The sequence below is a fragment of the Chryseobacterium sp. UF-290 genome, from assembly GCF_058245615.1.
Map to the genome: position 1 here is coordinate 61,456 of NZ_JBSICB010000014.1, position 18,215 is coordinate 79,670.

16 protein-coding genes are annotated in these 18,215 nt (G+C 37.2%); 6 read left to right on the plus strand and 10 right to left on the minus strand.

Features of this window, described 5'->3' with window-relative positions; translation table 11 throughout:
• Positions 1 to 30 precede the first annotated feature (30 nt).
• The 5 genes from AC4IF5_RS15700 to AC4IF5_RS15720 all read right to left on the minus strand — a co-directional run bounded on the left by AC4IF5_RS15700 (position 31) and on the right by AC4IF5_RS15720 (position 7,782).
• Positions 31 to 1,431, minus strand: a complete 1,401-nt coding sequence (locus AC4IF5_RS15700; RefSeq protein ID WP_490736109.1) for an MFS transporter — start codon at positions 1,429 to 1,431, stop codon at positions 31 to 33.
• 140 nt (positions 1,432 to 1,571) lie between these two features.
• Entirely contained in the window at positions 1,572 to 2,384 is an 813-nt protein-coding gene (locus AC4IF5_RS15705) for a hypothetical protein (RefSeq protein WP_490736111.1), read from the minus strand.
• A gap of 348 nt (positions 2,385 to 2,732) precedes the next feature.
• The gene (gene asnB, locus AC4IF5_RS15710) at positions 2,733 to 4,400 is read right to left on the minus strand and encodes an asparagine synthase B (protein WP_490736113.1); all 1,668 of its coding nucleotides are present in this window, start codon (positions 4,398 to 4,400) and stop codon (positions 2,733 to 2,735) included.
• Positions 4,401 to 4,720: 320 nt separating this feature from the next.
• A complete protein-coding gene (locus tag AC4IF5_RS15715) occupies positions 4,721 to 6,388 on the minus strand; it encodes a GLPGLI family protein (protein WP_490736115.1) in 1,668 nt (555 codons plus the stop codon).
• Positions 6,389 to 6,576: 188 nt separating this feature from the next.
• Complete coding sequence (locus tag AC4IF5_RS15720; RefSeq protein WP_490736117.1) at positions 6,577 to 7,782, minus strand: RsmB/NOP family class I SAM-dependent RNA methyltransferase; 1,206 nt, start codon at positions 7,780 to 7,782, stop codon at positions 6,577 to 6,579.
• A 390-nt stretch (positions 7,783 to 8,172) separates the two neighbouring features.
• Here AC4IF5_RS15720 and AC4IF5_RS15725 point away from each other — a divergent pair, with 390 nt between their 5' ends.
• Positions 8,173 to 8,517 carry a zinc ribbon domain-containing protein YjdM gene (locus tag AC4IF5_RS15725; RefSeq protein WP_066692216.1) on the plus strand — a complete coding sequence of 115 codons (345 nt, stop codon included), beginning with the start codon at positions 8,173 to 8,175 and terminating at the stop codon, positions 8,515 to 8,517.
• A gap of 459 nt (positions 8,518 to 8,976) precedes the next feature.
• Here AC4IF5_RS15725 and AC4IF5_RS15730 read toward each other — a convergent pair whose 3' ends face one another.
• The gene (locus AC4IF5_RS15730) at positions 8,977 to 9,912 is read right to left on the minus strand and encodes a sulfate/molybdate ABC transporter ATP-binding protein (RefSeq protein WP_490736119.1); all 936 of its coding nucleotides are present in this window, start codon (positions 9,910 to 9,912) and stop codon (positions 8,977 to 8,979) included.
• Between the two features lie 75 nt (positions 9,913 to 9,987).
• Here AC4IF5_RS15730 and AC4IF5_RS15735 point away from each other — a divergent pair, with 75 nt between their 5' ends.
• From AC4IF5_RS15735 to AC4IF5_RS15745, 3 genes are all read left to right on the plus strand, one after another.
• A complete protein-coding gene (locus AC4IF5_RS15735) occupies positions 9,988 to 10,647 on the plus strand; it encodes a YceI family protein (RefSeq protein ID WP_490736121.1) in 660 nt (219 codons plus the stop codon).
• A gap of 129 nt (positions 10,648 to 10,776) precedes the next feature.
• The gene (gene pheS / locus AC4IF5_RS15740; protein ID WP_490736123.1) at positions 10,777 to 11,787 is read left to right on the plus strand and encodes a phenylalanine--tRNA ligase subunit alpha; all 1,011 of its coding nucleotides are present in this window, start codon (positions 10,777 to 10,779) and stop codon (positions 11,785 to 11,787) included.
• 341 nt (positions 11,788 to 12,128) lie between these two features.
• A complete protein-coding gene (locus AC4IF5_RS15745; protein ID WP_490736125.1) occupies positions 12,129 to 12,668 on the plus strand; it encodes a hypothetical protein in 540 nt (179 codons plus the stop codon).
• 71 nt (positions 12,669 to 12,739) lie between these two features.
• Here AC4IF5_RS15745 and AC4IF5_RS15750 read toward each other — a convergent pair whose 3' ends face one another.
• Positions 12,740 to 13,510 carry a DUF3108 domain-containing protein gene (locus tag AC4IF5_RS15750; RefSeq protein WP_490736126.1) on the minus strand — a complete coding sequence of 257 codons (771 nt, stop codon included), beginning with the start codon at positions 13,508 to 13,510 and terminating at the stop codon, positions 12,740 to 12,742.
• 151 nt (positions 13,511 to 13,661) lie between these two features.
• On the opposite strand from AC4IF5_RS15750, the gene AC4IF5_RS15755 reads away from it, so the two are divergent.
• Both AC4IF5_RS15755 and AC4IF5_RS15760 read left to right on the plus strand, forming a co-directional pair.
• Positions 13,662 to 14,717, plus strand: coding sequence for an NAD(P)/FAD-dependent oxidoreductase (locus tag AC4IF5_RS15755; protein WP_490736128.1), 1,056 nt, complete (start codon positions 13,662 to 13,664; stop codon positions 14,715 to 14,717).
• 12 nt (positions 14,718 to 14,729) lie between these two features.
• Positions 14,730 to 15,059, plus strand: a complete 330-nt coding sequence (locus tag AC4IF5_RS15760; RefSeq protein WP_490736130.1) for a 2Fe-2S iron-sulfur cluster-binding family protein — start codon at positions 14,730 to 14,732, stop codon at positions 15,057 to 15,059.
• A gap of 61 nt (positions 15,060 to 15,120) precedes the next feature.
• Here AC4IF5_RS15760 and AC4IF5_RS15765 read toward each other — a convergent pair whose 3' ends face one another.
• The 3 genes from AC4IF5_RS15765 to AC4IF5_RS15775 all read right to left on the minus strand — a co-directional run bounded on the left by AC4IF5_RS15765 (position 15,121) and on the right by AC4IF5_RS15775 (position 18,189).
• Positions 15,121 to 15,702 (minus strand): LOG family protein, encoded by a 582-nt coding sequence (locus AC4IF5_RS15765; protein ID WP_490736131.1) that lies wholly within the window; start codon positions 15,700 to 15,702, stop codon positions 15,121 to 15,123.
• 1 nt (position 15,703) lies between these two features.
• Complete coding sequence (locus AC4IF5_RS15770) at positions 15,704 to 16,672, minus strand: hypothetical protein (RefSeq protein WP_490736133.1); 969 nt, start codon at positions 16,670 to 16,672, stop codon at positions 15,704 to 15,706.
• A gap of 74 nt (positions 16,673 to 16,746) precedes the next feature.
• On the minus strand, positions 16,747 to 18,189 hold the full coding sequence (locus AC4IF5_RS15775) for an aminoacyl-histidine dipeptidase (protein ID WP_490736135.1): 1,443 nt from the start codon (positions 18,187 to 18,189) through the stop codon (positions 16,747 to 16,749).
• Between the last annotated feature and the right edge of the window lie 26 nt (positions 18,190 to 18,215).

Genomic DNA, 18,215 nt, shown 5'->3' on the forward strand with positions numbered 1-18,215 from the left:
AGCATTGACCTGTGATAAGTTCGTAGGAGTCTAATCCTTCGATTTCATATTCTTTCCATCCGAAATATGAAGCCTTCTGAAGACTAAGCCTGATAAGATGGTCAATATTCCTACGGTAAGAAATGTATACCGGAATGCATTGTGTATTTCACCATTGATGAAGCTGGTATTTTCAAACAGCTTTAAAACGATTAGCCCGAAAGCAATTCCAAAGCCGATGGCGAGCTGCTGATTGACAGATATAAGAGAGTTTCCGCTGCTGGTCTGAAAATTACGGAGGTCAGCTATGGAAATGGTGTTCATTGAGGTAAACTGAATGGAATTAAAGAACCCTAATACAGCAATAATAGGAATAAACCAGTATAATGAAGTGTGGATATCAGGGATTGCCAATAAGCAGATCAGAGTTCCGATAATGAAAGTGTTGACCATTAAGGTCTGGCGATAGCCGTACTTATCCAGAATTTTAATAACTGATGATTTTCCGAAAATGGCGGTTAAGGCCATTGGAGCAATGATCCAGCCCGATGTGACTGCAGACTGTTTGTAGGCAATTTGTATCATGAGGGGCAGCAATAGCGGAACAGAGCTGATCCCTAATCTCGTAGCCAGATTTCCCACGATTCCTACCCGGAACGTTCTTACCTGGAAAAGATTTAACGGGAAAATAGGATTTCCGCCTCTTTTGGCGTGCTTATAATAGTAATAAAGAAAAAGGAATCCTAAAATGAATACAAGCAGAACCGGAGTAATGTTCTGTATATCTCCGAAAAGTTCCAATGATATGGACAAAAGAAGGGAAGCTGCCGCAAAAATCAAAAAGCCTTTTAAATCAAAATCCACATCATCGGATTTGTAATCGGGCATAAATTTTAAGCCCAAAAGAATTCCCAGAATACCGATCGGAATATTGATCAGAAAGATCCAGTGCCAGGAAAGGTAATCAACCATATAGCCTCCGACCAAAGGCCCGAGGACAGGTCCGATAAGAGCAGGAATAATAGCGAAGTTCATCGCTTTGAGAAGTTCATTCTTATCAAAGGTTTTGATCAGCGCCAGTTTTCCAACCGGGGTCATCAGGCTTCCTCCAACACCCTGAACAACTCTTGAGATCACAAGATGGGTAAGGTTTTGAGACAATGAGCAGAATAAAGATCCCAGGCTGAATAAGATCAGTGAGAATATAAATACCTTCTTGGTTCCGAACCGGTCTGCCAGAAATCCACTGGCAGGCATGAAAACAGCAAGGGTAAGAACATAGCTGATGATGGCATTCTGCATATTCAGCGGTGATTCATGAAGGTCTTTGGCAATGGAAGGCAAAGATGTGTTCAGAATGGTAGAGTCCAGCATCTGCATGAAAATAGCGGTAGCCAGGATCAGTGGAAGAATTTTCTTTATGGATGTCTGTTGCGGGCTTGTTTCTGTCATTTTATATAGGCTGGAAAATCCGAAAAATTCCAGGCTTATTTTGATTTGAAGAAGCGCTTGCTTTAAGCGGTTTGATCTTTAGATAAAGAAATCCATATAAAATTAAAAAAGTCCTGTGAAATTTCACAGGACTTTTTGATTTATTTTCTAGGTTTTTCTACTCCTTTCCATTCATCGCCGGCTTTTCTGTACTGGCTTAATGTGAAGTTTTTGAAATCCTTTGTTTTGTATTCAATATTGTCAGTATTCTGCTCAAATGGCATGATGTAATAATAGTCTACATCTGTTTTATCTGATTTGTTTCCTTTTTTCACGGAAGGAACGTATTTTGAAAACTTATAGCTGGGAAGATACTGCCTCAATCTGGTATAGAAAGCTTTATCATCTTTCTCACTAGGAATGATATCCACTATATTTAAATCATCTTTTTTCTTATCGATCCAAAGGTAATATGTTTTTTCCTCTCCTATATTTCTGTTGAAGGAGTTGAAGGCAAACAATTCCTTCGGTACCAGTTCTTTGATCTTTTCAGGATCAACCTTTGTATAATATTGCCCTTTTGAAGGGTCAACATAAGTTTCCAGGTTGTACATCAAAACAGAATTGTTCTCAAATTTTTTGTTTTTAAAATATTGATTTAATGATAATTCTGCTGTGGCTCTCAGCTCCTTACCTCTGTCATCTAATTTTTTTGTTGGATTCTGAGGGTTTACATATTTTACGAACTCATACAAAACAATAGGTTTTATATCTTTTAAGTGAGGATAGGTTTTAAGTTGTTCCGCCTTTACCAACCAGTAATACTGTTGATAGTAATCATCCTTATCAGCATCTTTCACACTTTTATAAGCCAAAGCAAGCTTTTTTGAATTCAGATATTTGCCGTATTTTCCCTGTCCAAAAGCAAAACTGATGGATAATAAGGCAAATAAAACAGTAAGGTTTCTTCTCATTTTTTTTATAATTGATATTTTCGTTTTCCAAATATAATTATTTATTAGATATTATTTTTGATTGTCAGTTAAATTATGCTATATTATTATCGTTAATTCAAAAAAGAATCCTGTATTGCTACAGGATTGATAAATTATTGTGGTAGAGGGCGGATGTTAGATGTTAGAAATTAGAAGTTAGTAAGCTGGTAAAATTAAAATAAATTTTAAACATTGAATCTTAACCCTAAAGAGCTAATGGTCAATTTTTGCTTCACAAAGTCAATAGTGAATTTTGCTTCATAACTTCATAAGTGAATGACGAATTGCCGTTTTCATCCTGTATCTCGAATCCCGTTAACCTGCATCCTAATACGATGTTTCATGTACCTTCACCGCTCTTCCGCTTGGATCGTTCATTTTTTTAAAGGCTTCATCCCATTCTAATGCAATAGGAGTGGAACATGCTACCGATGGTACGGAAGGTACCGTAGCCGCAGCGGTCTCACTTGGGAAATGCTCTTCAAAAATAGTTCTGTATCGGTATTCCTCTTTGTTTTGAGGAGTGTTCAGTGGGAATCTGAATCTTGCATTGGCCATCATTTCATCAGTCACTTCTTTTTCAGCGACTTCTTTTAAAGTATCGATCCATGAATATCCCACACCATCTGAAAACTGTTCTTTCTGTCTCCATACAATAGATTCTGGAAGGATATCCTCAAACGCTTTTCTCAATACCCATTTTTCGATCTTACCTTCTGCAGTGTTGATCATCTTATCTTTTGGGTTGATGTTCATTGCAATATCCATAAACTCTTTGTCAAGGAAAGGAACCCTGCCTTCTATCCCCCAGCTCATGAGTGCCTTGTTGGCTCTCAGACAATCATAAAGGTGAAGTTTTCCCAGTTTTCTTACTGTTTCATCATGGAATTCCTGGGCGTTTGGAGCCTTGTGAAAATATAAATATCCGCCGAACAGCTCATCTGACCCTTCTCCGGAAAGTACCATTTTGATTCCCATTGATTTGATCACTCGGGCCAGAAGGTACATTGGGGTAGAAGCTCTGATCGTTGTCACATCATAAGTTTCCAGGTGGTAGATCACATCACGTACAGCATCCAGACCTTCCTGAACGGTAAAGTTTACCTCATGGTGAACCGAACCAATATGCTCTGCCGCTTTTTGTGCTGCTGCGAGATCCGGAGACCCTACAAGACCTACTGCAAAACTGTGAAGTCTCGGATACCATGCTTCCTGAGTGTCACCACTTTCAATTCTCTGTCTGGCAAATTTCGCAGTAATGGCTGAAATAACGGAAGAATCCAGGCCTCCGGAAAGCAAAACCCCGTAAGGAACGTCGCTCATTAATTGTCTGTGAACGGCATCTTCAAGTCCTTTTCTCAGTTGGGCAATATCAGTTTCATTATCTTTTACCTGATCAAAGCTTTCCCATTCTCTGGTATACCATTGCTGAAGCTCAGCACCATCTTTACTGTAAACCAGATGTCCCGGAAGGAACGTCTCGATGGTTTTGCATACCCCTTCAAGAGCTTTCAGCTCTGAAGCAACATAATAGTTTCCGTTTTTGTCCCAACCCTGGTAAAGAGGGCAGATGCCCATATGGTCACGGGCAATAAGATATACCTCATTTTCGGTATCATATAATGCGAAGGCGAAAATTCCGTTCAGTTTTTCAACGAAATCCTTTCCGTATTTTTGGTAAAGAGCCAGAATCACTTCACAGTCAGACTGTGTCTGAAATTCATAATCAGGAAACTCTTCTTTTAATTCTCTATGGTTGTAGATTTCACCGTTTACGGCTAATACTACTTTTCCGTCTTTTGTAAACAGGGGTTGTTTTCCTGAAGTAGGATCAACAATAGCAAGTCTTTCATGGGAGAATACTACTTTTTCATCCTGAAAAACTCCGCTCCAATCTGGTCCTCTGTGACGGATTTTTTTTGACATTTCCAAAACCTGAGGTCTTAATATTTCAGTTTTCTGTTTGGCGTCAAATAAACATACAATTCCACACATATTTTTTATTATTTATAAGACAAAAGTAGAAGTGATGTTTATAAATAACAATAAAAAATATTTAAAAGTTAAAAATTTTAATTAATTAATGTTTAAAAAAGAAAAATTTTAATTATTTAAATCAATTTGCATGTTTTTGATTAATTTTTTTCACTGTGCCCCTATTGGTAACATTTCTATACGAAATAAAAATGACATATTTATTAATATATGATAATTTATTATACAAATTTTAACCCTTACTTTGTGGCTCGAAATAATTTTTTTTCATCATTTGTGTTTTTACCTTCTTGCAATTCTCATGCAAGAAGGTTTTGTTTTTATTGGAGTCCCAGCAAGGCTCCTGAAACATTCCATGAACTGAAGCTGTTTCCTTCTGAAGGACCCTGAGGAATCTTTATCTGAATCGTGTGTTTTCCTGCCTTCAGGTCTCCGAGCGGGATAAAGTTGGGATTGGTAACCGTTCCCGGGCACCAGTTGGATCTGCTGAGGTCCGATGATGAAAGTCCGTCCTGGAAATTTCCGGAAGCAGGATTGTATAAGCGGTAAGAGCCGCAGTCTGTTCTCCAGGGTATAAATGAAAATACAGGTTGCCCGTCCATAAAGATGGAATTAGCCTTAGGGACAAATTCATCTCCATTTTCCCAGCCTCCATGTCCCGTAGTCGTATATCTTAGCTGAGCATTTTTGAGATCTTGCTTTAAAGTGAAATCAACAGAAAGTCCTTTCTCCTGATTGAACATGGTAGAGTAGTCCTGTCCTGCCATTTCCATAATATTTAATGTATTGAATAAAGGAATGGCAACATTGTTCTTGTAAATATTCTGATCGCTTTTGTGAATAGTGATCTCCAGGCTTACTTTATGCCCACCTTTATCATAATTACCGATAAATGTACCTATCCAGAGCTCCTTTCCTGATAGAGAAGGTTTCAGCTCTGTGATATCCTGCCGGTAAGGGCTGATGGTCTGCCAGTTTTTTCCTTTAAGCTGAATATGGTTGAATTGCTGGATTCCAAATGCGGTAAAGAATCTCATCATTTCCATAGCCGGACTGTAATTTTCTGTAGCAGCTATACCAAAGTATTGCTTTCCGTTTCCATTTTCAAAAGCTGGAAGTGTTTTGACTCCTTTTTCCAGACCATCAAAGAAAGACTTTTCTTTATCCTGCGGAATGAAGAATACGGTTCCGGTTCTGTCGTAAGCATCCCCGTTCGACTGCTGTTTCAGCTCTGCAAAAATATTTTCACCTTCTGTAATGACAGGGAATTTTACTTTTTTAAGAATGATCGTTCCGTTGGCATATCTTTTTATTTGATCATCCGATCGGGAAGCATCAGAAAAATTGATCGTTTCATTCTCAAAAACATTCAGTATGGTAAATCTGCTTTTCCATAGCAGGTCTTTGTATCCCAATTGGTCAGTCTGCTGAATTGACCCTTTTATAATACTGTCAATTCCTGTATTTTTAATTTTTTTGATTGACTTAGCTGTAATCAGCGAATTCTTATTTCTCTCAACTTCTAAAACAAGTCCTAAATTCTGTCCCAGCACTGATGGTCCACCTTGCAGCTTCAGATCGTTGGTATACCAGATCTCAATCGTATTTGAATTGACTTTGGTAACTGCTTTTTTACAGGTATATCCTAAAATCTTCCTGGTTTCGTTGGTCAGCTCAAAGTTTTGCTTTCCTACAGATTCTTTATCTGAAGCTGAGATAATTGATTCGGGCTTTAAAAAAGCATAGGAAACGATGGTATTGGAAGGTTTTTCCACCTTGGTAATCTCGAAAGGGTAGCTGCTTTTTTGTTCTTTAATCGTATTGTTGAGAATGAAATTCTCTTTTTCACTGACCCAAACGATCGTGGAGGGCTGATCAGATATTACTTTTCCGTTATAAGAGCTGGTATACTGAATTTCGTAGGTCTGTGCAGAAAACAGACAGTATAGGAAGACAGCCAGAAAATTGAAAACAGTTCTTGTATGCATAAATAAATGATTTTGCTGTAAAGTTATCCCAAACTTTCCACAGCATCAAAAACGGGTTAATCTACATGATAAGTAGACAATATAATCGAATTGTTACAAAAACTGTTACATTTTTTATAAAAATTTTTTAAATAAAAAAAACTACTCCGTAAATGGAGTAGTTGGTAAGCTTATATTGTAAAGTCTGATTAAGAAACTCTCTCGATCAGAGCCATATAGAATCCGTCATATCCTTCACTGGGCATTACTTTTTCATCCTTGATCATTTTAAACCCAGGATTGTTCCGGATAAACTCTTCAACCTGAAGATTGTTTTCAGAGGGAAGAATAGAGCAGGTAGCATATACCATTTTTCCTCCTTTCTTGAGCATTTTAGAATAATCCTGAAGGATCTGCTGCTGTTCTTTTTTAATTCTGTCGATAAAATCCTGATCGATTTTCCACTTGCTATCCGGATTTCTTTTTAAAACTCCGAGACCTGAACATGGTGCATCAATCAAAAGACGGTCTGCTTTTTCATGAAGACGCTTGATTACTTTGTTATCAGAGATCATACGGGTTTCGATGTTGTGAGCACCGGCTCTTTTGGCACGACGCTTCAATTCGGCAAGTTTCCACTCGAAAATATCTAAGGCTACAATCTGGCCTTTGTTTTTCATCAATGCCGCCAGGTGAAGGGTTTTTCCACCGGCGCCGGCACAGGCATCCACAACCCTCTGTCCTTCTTTTACATCAAGGAAGTAGCCGATCTTCTGTGAAGAAGCATCCTGAACCTCAAACAATCCTTCTTTGAATGCTGTTGTAAGGAAGACATTCTTCTTTTCCTCCAGCTGAACAGCGTCAGGATAATTTTTGATAGGAAAGGCCACAACCCCCTCATCTGAGAGATCAGAAATAAGTTCTTTAGTGGTTGTTCTTAAAGAGTTGGCTCTTAAAACTGTAGGAGCCTGTTCATTCAAAGCAATCATTTCTCTTTCCCAGTTAGCGCCCAATTCTTTTTCAAGCGTTTCTGCCAGCCAGTCCGGGATGGAATGTTCTATCGCTTTTGTAGGAACAGTGTTCTTTTTCAGCTTGGTAAGGATATCTGCGATCTTGATCCCGTCGAATTCCTCAAACTTTTTATAATTGGTTTTGCTCCAAAGCAAATAGGCAATGATCAGTTTATAGATGTTGTTGGGTTTTACACCTTCTCCCATATAGTACTCAAGGCGTTTTTTCCAACGGATGATATTGTAGAAAATCTCAGAAACAACGGCTCTGTCCTGGCTTCCCCATTTTTTGTTAGCTTTTAAAAGTCTTTCGATTACTTTATCAGCGTATTTATTTTTCTCGAAAAATGTTTCTTGTAAAGCATCGTGAATTCCGATCGCTAAGTTTCTGTGAATAAGTTCCATAAATTTGCTTCGCTGTTTTGAATCTGCAAAAGTACGAATTAAAGTTCAAAGTTTAAGGTTCAAGGATTAAAGTTGCTGGTATACAGAGTCTGTTTAAATTTGTATTAAAATAGTATTTCCCGCTGATTTTGCAGATCCCGCTGATTTGATTTACGAATAATGATCTGCTGAATCAGCAAAATCAGCGGGAAAATAAAAAAATAAAGCGTTAAATTAATCAGACAAAATGATTAGCAATTAAATTTAAACAGGCTCACAATCCTTGCCTATTATCTCACATCTCCTGTCTCTTGTCTTGGCTCTTGATTCTTGGCTCTTGGTTCTTGGCTCTTAATTCCCTCCCCTTGACTCTATACCTTAAAAAACTCTACCTTTGCAAAAAATTAAAATATGAGTGATACAGTACTTTGTCCGAAATGCAGCTCTGAGTTTACGTACCCGAGCGATAATATGATGGTGTGCTCTCAGTGTTTCTACGAGTGGAATCCTGAAGAGGCAGCTTCAGAAGCGGCTAATGAAGGAAAAATATTAGACTCTAACGGAAATGAACTTCAGGATGGAGATTCTGTAGTGGTTATTAAAGACCTTCCGGTAAAAGGAGCGCCAAAACCAGTAAAAGCCGGTACTAAAGTGAAGAATATCCGCTTAAGACCAGGAAGCGATCACAATATCGACTGTAAAATTGATGGCTTCGGAGCTATGGCTTTAAAGTCTGAGTTCGTGAAAAAAGCATAGAAAATGGATTTTGAGGGCTAAATATTAAAATCCCTTTGCTATCAGGGCATAAAAAAAGGAAAAAATTGGACAGTGTAATCTTTCAATAGACTTAATTGCAAAATTGCTAATGTCCGTCTAGAAGGCAGAAAGAGAATTAACCAAAAATTTCCTTATGCTGTGGAAGTACAAATGTAAGAAAAAGTTTTAGAACAGGTTCTTATGTTTGTATTTTTTTTATCCACATTTTGTTGATAAGTGCAAGGGAATGTATAAGTTATGTGGGTTGGTCAAAGGGCGAAACTGCAAAATCGTAAAAGAGCGAAGAGAGTGTAAAGGGAAAAGTTGATTTCTATCCAATCTTAACTGCTAGTATTCTTTTATTCATCTCTATTTTAAACTAAAATAGCATTATGGAAAGCAATAAAAAGTTACAATTACTGGTTATTAACTTTTTTTTGCCATTTCGCCTTTTTTGCTCTAAACAAACGAAATAGTAATAAAGCCTTCTAGCTTTTCATCCGTATAGACAACCAATTCTTTTCCTTTCGCTCTAAGCTTGTTCCAATAGTAGTTTCCTGCAAATCTGCTTTCCACCACTTCGGCTTCAAAGCCATTTTCTGTGATTTTTATTTCTTTGGGGTAATAGGAAAATTTCGTCAGCTGAAAATCGTCAGCTTCGGCTTCGTTAAAGATATTTACTTCCCCGAACAGTTTTGCGACATAGGAGTTGTAAGGATGTCTGTAAGTTTCTTCCGGGCTGTTGTTCTGAATCAGCCTTCCGTCCTGAAGAATAACGATCTGATCAAGCCACGGCATAATGTCCTGAAGCTCATGGGTAGAGATGATCAGAGAGACCCGATGTTGCTTTACATATCGGAAAAGCCTTTCCCTGAGCTCAATTTTTCTTGGAAAATCCAGATTACTGAACGGTTCATCTAGAATAAGAAGTTTAGGGAGTACCGAAAGTGCTCTGGCAATGGCTACACGCTGCTGTTGCCCGCCACTAAGATATTTGGGCAGTACATTAGCGAATTCCTGAAGCCCAACCACTTCCAGAAGCTCGATTACAGTTTCTCTTTTCTGAGCTAAATTGATATTTGAAATAAATTTTCCCACATTTTCAGCCACGGTAGCATAAGGCATAAGATCAAAATTCTGTGCTACGAATTTCATCTCAGCCTCTCCGGGAACAAGATTTCCCTTAGGTCCTAAAAGCCGGTTTCCATTAAAAATTATTTCTCCGCTTTCCCAGTCAAGAAGACCATAGATCAGGTTCAGCAAAGTGGATTTTCCGCATCCGCTTTCCCCGGCAAGGGCTATGATCCTGTTTTCCTCAAACCTTAGATTAAGGTTCTGAAACAGGGGATTATCCTGGGTGTGAGAGAAAAATAAATTGTTTACTTCTAATAGCATATTACAAATGTAAGGTTTTTATGAAAACATAATTTTTTTTATTATATTAGCGGAAGTAATAAAAATAAATCAAAAATGAGAAAAAAACTGTTTTCGTTGGCTATTCCTGCTTTATTTATTGCTGCTGTAATGGTTTCTTGTAAAAAAGATAAACCGCTTACCAGCGAAAGTAATGAAGTGACGACTACCAAAGAGGGTAGTCAGTATACTTTGGATACGCTAAACAGTAAGGTTGAATGGAAGGGATATAAAGTATTTAAATCTGAAAATACGAGCCATTTTGGAACGATCAGGTTTGAAAGCGGAGATGTGACGGTGAAAGACGGAAAACTGGAAAGCGGTAAATTCGTTGCTGATATGAATTCATTGACTTCCGTAGATTTGAAAGACAGTCCGGAAGATATGGGAAAATTAAACGGACACCTTAAAAGTGGTGATTTCTTTGAGGTTGAAAAATTCCCAACGGCATCTTATGAAATTACAAAAGTGACTCCTGCTACGGAAGGAGATTACAATACACTTTTAGATGGTAACCTGACCATCAAAGGAATTACAAAACCTGTTCAGTTTAAAGCCAATGTCTCTGTGAAAGAAGGAGAGGTAAGCGTAGCGACTGAACCGAAAGATATCAGGAGAGAAGAGTTTGGGGTGAAGTTCCAGGCTCCAGCTGAAAACGGAGTGATTAAAGATGAGGTAACTCTCCAGATCAACGTGAAAGCTTTAGAAAAGAAATAATTTTTTTATTTAAGTGAAATAAGTGATTGAAGTCTGCCTCCCGAAAAAGAGGCAGATTTTTTTATGAGTCAATTAATTATTAAACTTAAAAGTCGTATTTTTGCAATTACATTTTGAAAGGGTAAAATAATGATAGAAAAGATAGAAGAACTACTGGTCGAAGTAAACGGCTTCAATGCTACCTCTAAGGAAGAAATAGAAAATTTCCGAATCAAGTACAACGGTAAAAAAGGGGTTCTGAACGATTTTTTTGAAAAATTTAAAGAAGTTCCTAACGAGCAGAAGAAAGAATTCGGACAGAAGATCAATACTTTGAAACAAGCAGTTGCTGTAAAATTAGAAGATTTAAAAAATGCTTCTGCATCTTCTATTGTCTTGGAAAAAGAAGACCTTACCAGACCTGCTTTTCCGTTGGATCTGGGTTCAAGACATCCGATCAACCTGGTTAAAAACAGAATTATTGAAATCTTTAAATCTATCGGTTTTGCAGTAGCAGACGGACCGGAGATTGAAGATGACTGGCATAACTTTACGGCGCTTAATCTTCCGGAATATCACCCGGCAAGAGATATGCAGGATACGTTCTTCATTGAGCAGAATCCGGATATTCTTTTGAGAACGCATACTTCTTCTATACAAACCCGTTATATGGAAGAAAATCAGCCGCCGATCAGGATCTTATCTCCGGGAAGAGTTTTCAGAAATGAAGCGATCTCTTCACGGTCTCACTGTATCTTCCACCAGATCGAAGGATTGTATATAGATGAGAATGTAAGCTTTGCAGATTTAAAGCAAACGATCCAGTTCTTTACTACAGAGCTCTTCGGAAAATCTAAGATCAGAATGAGACCATCATTCTTCCCGTTCACGGAGCCAAGTGCAGAAATTGATGTGTACTGGGGACTGAATTCTGAAACAGATTACAGAATCACCAAAGGAACAGGATGGCTGGAAATCATGGGGTGCGGAATGGTAGATCCTGCTGTCCTGAAGAATGTGAACATTGATGCTGAGAAATATTCAGGATATGCATTCGGAATGGGAATTGAAAGAATTACCATGCTTCTGTACCAGATGAGTGATATCAGGATGTTTTTTGAGAATGATATCAGAACACTGGAACAGTTCAAAACATTATAAAAAATCAAACCTCCGGAGCTCCGGAGGTTTTTTGTTTTTAATTACTGACCTAAGAAACAAAACGTAATTAAAAACTGATCTTATTGAAAAATTTACACGTGTCTGTTTTATGATACTTCGTATTTTCAGAGGCATGACGAAGTGAAGCACCTGCTGTCAAAAAATTATTTGAGCTGCTTGTACTATTAAGACAATTGAGGTTTAAAATACATTACACGAGTTTATAAAAAAGAAAATATTAATCTCATTTTATAACGTATATAATGATGACTTAAATCATTCTCTCTTTTTTGCGGGTTTTTAGACAAAAATGTAATTTTGTTTCTGAAAAACAGAGTGTTATGAATAAGATTTTCTTTTCGTTTTTAATGTCAAGCATAGGGCTTAGCGCACAGAAAGTTGAGGTATCTGCGAGTTATGGTACCCCTTCAGTGTATGGGGTAGCTCATGACTTGACATCATCTATCATAGGTTCCATAACAGATACACAAACACCTTCCAGTAATGGAGTTGCTGCACTTGGAATAATGATGTACAGTAAAAATATGAAGTGGCGCTATGGTGTGGATGTAACGAATGAATTTTTTAGTAAGACGGAATCCGTATCAAAGCAAAATATAATGTCACTGCTTCCGAAGGTAGATTATTTCTGGCTTGCCAAAGAAAAAATAGGCTTGTATTCGGGAGGAAGTATTGGAGTAAGCTTTACCCATACAACGTATGTAAATCACGATAAAAAAGAGGATAAGGACAGGAGTACAGGATTAGGATTTAATATTGTTCCCATCGGATTAAGATATGGAGGAGACTTAAGTGTTTTCGTGGAAACAAATGTAGGAATGAAAGGAATTCTACAGGCTGGAGCTTCGTATAGATTTTAACAGGGAATAAAAAAATATCAATAAAAGAGGTCATCAGTTTTTTGATGACCTCTTTTATTGATTATGGAAGTTTATTTTGTAAACTTTAAAGGATATTTTACATTTTTATAATCATCGATACTTGCCTTTAAAGAACCCACAGCCAGTTCAGCTTTCAGAAGCATAGGAAGGTGATTGGCATCATTGGTTACCCACATGGTAACGCCTTCCTTTTCTTTAAATACCCTTCCGCTTTTTACAGACGGAATAATTTTTAAGCAGTTGATGGTGCCGAATTTCGTTTTTAAATTTTCTGTTCCTATAACTTTTAGCTGAAAAGGAAACATTTCATCGTCTATCCATACATTCATATTGATGACGGTTCCCACCTTTAACTCATCCGGACTTTTACTTCGAAGATAATAAAAACATGAAAGCATATCCTGAACTCCCTTTACGGATTTCAGTACTTTAGAGCCATTGGCAGGTGTTTTTTTGTCTGTCAGGATCAGCGTATTATTATCATGATTAAAAACCGTTTCAAAATGCTGGCGGTAGCTTCCTTCACGCACATTTCTTACATAGAAGCTCGGTAAGCCGGTTTCTGTGTTGATGAAACTTTCATATAAGTCATCTACTTTGAAGAATGCTTTCACAGCACCTGTCGTTTGCCCCGTGCCTTTTACGTATAAATGAGGGACGCCTTTATAATTGGTCTTTTGGGTCGTAAGATTAGCAGTTCCCGCATTCAGAAACCCATAGTGGATCCTGAGTGTGATTGATTCGCCATCTGCAATGTTATCAATCTGGGCTGAGCCTAAAAAGAATATGAATACTGCAAAAAGGTTTAAAATTTTCTTCATAACAAGACATTTACAAAAACGTTGCCAAATTTAAAATCTTAATTGATAGATATTTGACAAATCTCAGGTTTTTATTTAGAATCAATTAAATATGCTTCGCATTAAAATTAGTAAATTTGCATTTACATGTATAATTAAATTATCTTAAATTATGATAACCACTGATATATTGATCATAGGTGCGGGACCTACAGGACTTTTTGCAGTTTTTGAAGCTGGTTTATTAAAAATGAAGTGCCATATTATTGATGCGCTTCCACAGCCGGGAGGGCAATTGGCGGAACTTTATCCTAAAAAACCTATTTTCGATATTCCGGGGTATCCTTCAGTAAATGCCGGAGAATTAGTGGATAATTTAATGGAGCAGATCAAGCAGTTCCAACCTGGATTTACGCTGGGAGAAACTGCGGTTTCCTATACAAAAGTTGATGATGAGTGGTTTGAAGTGATCACGAACAAAGGGACGGTTCACAGATGTAAGGCTATCGCCATTGCAGGTGGATTAGGAACTTTTGAGCCTAGAAAGCCTACTTTCGAAAATGTAGCTGATTATGAGGAAAAAGGTCTTGAATATTTTGTTAAAGAACCTGAGCACTTCAGAAATAAAAAAGTTGTAATCGCAGGTGGAGGAGACTCTGCGCTTGACTGGAGCATCTTCCTTTCTAATGTAGCAAGCGAAGTGACTTTGATCCACAGAAGAAACGAGTTCAGAGGAGCTTTGGATTCCGTAGAAAAAGTTCAGGATCTTAAAAACCAGGGAAAAATTAAATTAATTACGCCTGCCGAAGTTACAGGGATCAAAGGTGACGGAAAAGTAGAAGCGATCACTGTAGAGGTTGAAGGTCAGGAAGCTTTTGATATTGAAACAGATTATTTTATTCCTTTATTTGGATTGACTCCAAAGTTGGGTGAGATCGGAAACTGGGGATTAAATATTGAAAAAAATGCAATCGTTGTCAACAATGCGCTTGATTATCAAACGAACATTGATGGTATTTATGCGATTGGAGATATTAACACGTATCCTGGTAAGCTGAAATTAATCCTTTGTGGTTTCCACGAAGCTACCTTGATGTGTCAGAGTGTTTATAACAGATTAAATCCCGGTAAAAAATTCGTATTAAAATATACAACCGTAAGTGGGGTAGACGGATTCGATGGAAGCCGTAAAGAAGCAGAGAAGGCTGTTGTGAAAAAAATTGACTAATTTTGCAGAATTATGTCAGATGTTAATATTAAAATTACCGATAGAGAAGGGGTAACCCATGATGTCGTAGCTCCTACGGATATGTCCATGAATCTGATGGAAATCATCCGTTCCTATGAATTGGCAGAAGAAGGTACTATTGGGGTATGTGGTGGAATGGCGATGTGCGCATCATGCCAGGTTTATGTTATCAATGATCCGGGATTGGAACCCATGGGAGATGAAGAGGATGCCATGCTTGCTGAAGCTTTCCATGTGAAAGATAACAGCCGATTAGGATGCCAGCTGCACATGGTTGATGAAATGGAGGGACTTGAAGTGGAAATTGCTCCTTATCCTTAGAAAAAATATTTTTTAATCTTAATAAAGAAACCCGTTCGATTTATTCGGACGGGTTTTGTTTTTATATTTCCTCCTTAGAAATCCACTTTCCAACTGTCGGAGCCTGATAGTTTCTCATTTTTTCCAGCAGTTCGTCAATAGTATCGCTGATCAGAAGCATATCTCTGTTAACCTGTTTTAAAAAGCCCTTATCGACCATATTCTGAACCAGTTTGATAAGATCATCATAAAAGTTGTCAATATTCAAAACACCGATGGGTTTTTTATGAAGTCCGAGCTGTGCCCAGGTAATCATTTCAAAAAATTCTTCCAATGTACCATAACCACCCGGAAGCACAATAACGCCATCACAGAGGTCGTTCATTTTTGTCTTTCTTTCGTGCATGGTCTCTACAAGGATTAATTCGGTCAGGTTTTTATGAGCTATCTCTTTAGACTGAAGGAAATGAGGAAGAACTCCGGTTACTTTACCGCCTTCTGTTAATACACCATCTGCTACGGTTCCCATCAAACCTACGTCTGCACCGCCATAAATCAATTGTATATCTTGTTTTGCCAGGGTTTGTCCAAGTAAATAAGCCTGTTCTTTGTAAATATCATCCGACCCGAAACTTGAGCCGCAGAATACGGTTATACTTTTCATATTATTTGCAAAAATCTTTTAAATAATTTCTAACTCCAAAGTCTGTTATACTACCTGCTTTGTTAAAACTTATACATGCATTATCATTCTGGTTTAAGACTAAATATGATATTCCTAATAAAATATAAGCTTCATGTACAGATGGATTAAATTCAATATCTCGTATCTGTATTCCATCTATTTTACTAAGGGTCTTTACTGTTTTTTCAAAATTATTTTTATAAAAATAATTATACCCAGTATTTAATATTGAATATAATTCTTTTTCCTCTTTTGTTTTTAAATTTCCTACCCATTTTTGGAAAAATTTTTCAAAAGTAATCACCATATCTTTTCGATACGGATTTTCAAAGTATTCTTCTGCTTTTTTTAAAGCCTGAATAAATTGTGAATGATATTGCGGAGTATATGGATCAATAATTTTAATTTGAGTAATCTTATTATCTTTTGTTAATATAAACTCCGCTTTAAAATATGAATCATCATCACTTTTGTAAGAATTATCTGAAATATTAAATGTTATGAACCCATCAAATGACTTTTGATTGTTAAATCTGGGTTTAATTATTTGATTTGCGATGATTACTGTGTCATTCTTAATGAAATCAATTTTTGGATTAAACTCAGGATTTTTTTTGGTAAAATCATTTCTTTTTAAAAAGGCATATATTTCATTATCTTCCTGAATAAGTAAATAATTATCTTCATACCAATATTTTAAATCTCTGTTTTCCAGTTTTATTTGATCCTTTAAAAAAACAGCCTTAAACTTCTGGTCATTGATTATTAATTCATTGGGTTTGATTTTATAAGAAAGAAAGATAGAATATTTACGATTATTTATTTCTAAATTTTTTCCATTTGATGGATATACTCTATCCAAAAACCATTCTCCCATTAATTTTTGTGTTTGGGAAAAGTTTTTTGAAAAAATAAATAAGCATAATATTAGAATAAAATTCTTCATCATTTTTTATTTGATTAATATATAAGAATATCCAAAATCATAAGACTTTGGATATTCAGTATAGTTATTTTAATGTTCTATTTCTGAGGAATATTCGCTAAAATATCTTTCAGGAAGCTCCAGAATTTCTGAGCGGAAGGGATATTGGCCTTTTCGTCAGGAGAGTGTGCTCCTCTGATGGTTGGCCCGAAGCTTACCATTTCCATTTCAGGATAGTTAGCTCCGATGATACCGCATTCCAGACCTGCGTGGCAAGCTACTACATGAGGTTTCTCACTGAACTTTTCTGTATAGATCTTTTCCATGATCTGTACGATCTCTGAGCCCGGTTTGGGTTTCCATCCCGGATAAGAACCACTGAATTCAACATTCATTCCTGCAAGCTCCGCTACAGATTTCAATTGCTCTGCCGTGGAATGTTTAGATGAATCTACAGAAGATCTTGTAAGGTTTAATATTTTCAGTTCTCCTTCTTTTAATTCAACTCTTGCCACATTATTGGAAGCTTCTACAAGGTTCTCTACATCCGGACTCATTCTGTAAACGCCGTTATGAAGAGCTTTCAGGGTAAGGATGATCTTCCTGGAATCTTCTTCGGAAACTGCTTTTTCAGAGGAAGTAGAGTTTTCGATATTGATCTGAAGACCTGGCTCTACAGACGCAAATTCTTCTAAAATTTCTTTTTTTAGAATGGTAGCCTCTTCAATGAATTCCTGAGCGTTTCTCACTGATATAACGGCTGCTGCTTCTCTGGGAATGGCATTTCTCAATCCACCTCCGTCAATAGAGACCAGTTCTGTATTTTGCTTTTCCAGTCCTTTGTAAAGAAGTCTTCCCAAAATAATATTTGAGTTTCCGAAACCTTTATGGATATCCATTCCGGAGTGACCTCCCTGAAGACCTTTTACCTCTATTCTTACAATCTGTCCTTTCGGAGTTTCTGTAGCATAATTCTGAGTGATGGTAACGTCAACACCTCCTGCACAACCTATATCGATCTCATCATCTTCCTCCGTATCAAGGTTCAGCAGGATGTCTCCGGTTAATTGTCCTGGTTTTAATCCTAAAGCACCGGTCATTCCCGTTTCTTCATCAATTGTGAACAATGCCTCAAGAGCAGGGTGCGGAATATCTGAGCTTTCCAGGATTGACATGATCGTAGCGACCCCTAAGCCGTTGTCTGCCCCTAGAGTGGTTCCTTTTGCCTTTACCCAATCTCCGTCAATCTCCATCTTGATTCCTTCTGTTTCAAAATCAAAATTAACGTCATTGTTTTTCTGGCAAACCATATCCAGGTGTGACTGAAGTACAATAGACTTACGGTTTTCCATTCCTACAGTGGCAGGTTTTTTAATAATTACATTCCCTACTTCATCTACAGTCGTTTCGAGTCCCAGATCTTCACCAAATCCTTTGATGAAAGCAATTACTTTTTCCTCTTTTTTTGATGGTCTTGGAACTGCATTTAATTTGGAGAAGTTTTTCCAGATTATTTGCGGTTCTATATTAGATAATTCCATTGAAATTTATTTTTCTCAAATTTACG

Excerpts from the sequence above, each read along its gene's own strand:
- AC4IF5_RS15705 (WP_490736111.1), bottom strand. The coding sequence starts at position 2,384 with ATGAGAAGAAACCTTACTGTTTTATTTGCCTTATTATCCATCAGTTTT.
- AC4IF5_RS15725 (WP_066692216.1), top strand. The coding sequence starts at position 8,173 with ATGAGTGATACAGTACTTTGTCCGAAATGCAGCTCTGAGTTTACGTAC.
- AC4IF5_RS15735 (WP_490736121.1), top strand. The coding sequence starts at position 9,988 with ATGAGAAAAAAACTGTTTTCGTTGGCTATTCCTGCTTTATTTATTGCT.
- AC4IF5_RS15720 (WP_490736117.1), bottom strand. The coding sequence starts at position 7,782 with ATGGAACTTATTCACAGAAACTTAGCGATCGGAATTCACGATGCTTTA.
- AC4IF5_RS15775 (WP_490736135.1), bottom strand. The coding sequence starts at position 18,189 with ATGGAATTATCTAATATAGAACCGCAAATAATCTGGAAAAACTTCTCC.
- AC4IF5_RS15730 (WP_490736119.1), bottom strand. The coding sequence starts at position 9,912 with ATGCTATTAGAAGTAAACAATTTATTTTTCTCTCACACCCAGGATAAT.
- AC4IF5_RS15745 (WP_490736125.1), top strand. The coding sequence starts at position 12,129 with ATGAATAAGATTTTCTTTTCGTTTTTAATGTCAAGCATAGGGCTTAGC.
- pheS (WP_490736123.1), top strand. The coding sequence starts at position 10,777 with ATGATAGAAAAGATAGAAGAACTACTGGTCGAAGTAAACGGCTTCAAT.
- asnB (WP_490736113.1), bottom strand. The coding sequence starts at position 4,400 with ATGTGTGGAATTGTATGTTTATTTGACGCCAAACAGAAAACTGAAATA.
- AC4IF5_RS15765 (WP_490736131.1), bottom strand. The coding sequence starts at position 15,702 with ATGAAAAGTATAACCGTATTCTGCGGCTCAAGTTTCGGGTCGGATGAT.
- AC4IF5_RS15700 (WP_490736109.1), bottom strand. The coding sequence starts at position 1,431 with ATGACAGAAACAAGCCCGCAACAGACATCCATAAAGAAAATTCTTCCA.
- AC4IF5_RS15755 (WP_490736128.1), top strand. The coding sequence starts at position 13,662 with ATGATAACCACTGATATATTGATCATAGGTGCGGGACCTACAGGACTT.
- AC4IF5_RS15760 (WP_490736130.1), top strand. The coding sequence starts at position 14,730 with ATGTCAGATGTTAATATTAAAATTACCGATAGAGAAGGGGTAACCCAT.
- AC4IF5_RS15750 (WP_490736126.1), bottom strand. The coding sequence starts at position 13,510 with ATGAAGAAAATTTTAAACCTTTTTGCAGTATTCATATTCTTTTTAGGC.
- AC4IF5_RS15715 (WP_490736115.1), bottom strand. The coding sequence starts at position 6,388 with ATGCATACAAGAACTGTTTTCAATTTTCTGGCTGTCTTCCTATACTGT.
- AC4IF5_RS15770 (WP_490736133.1), bottom strand. The coding sequence starts at position 16,672 with ATGATGAAGAATTTTATTCTAATATTATGCTTATTTATTTTTTCAAAA.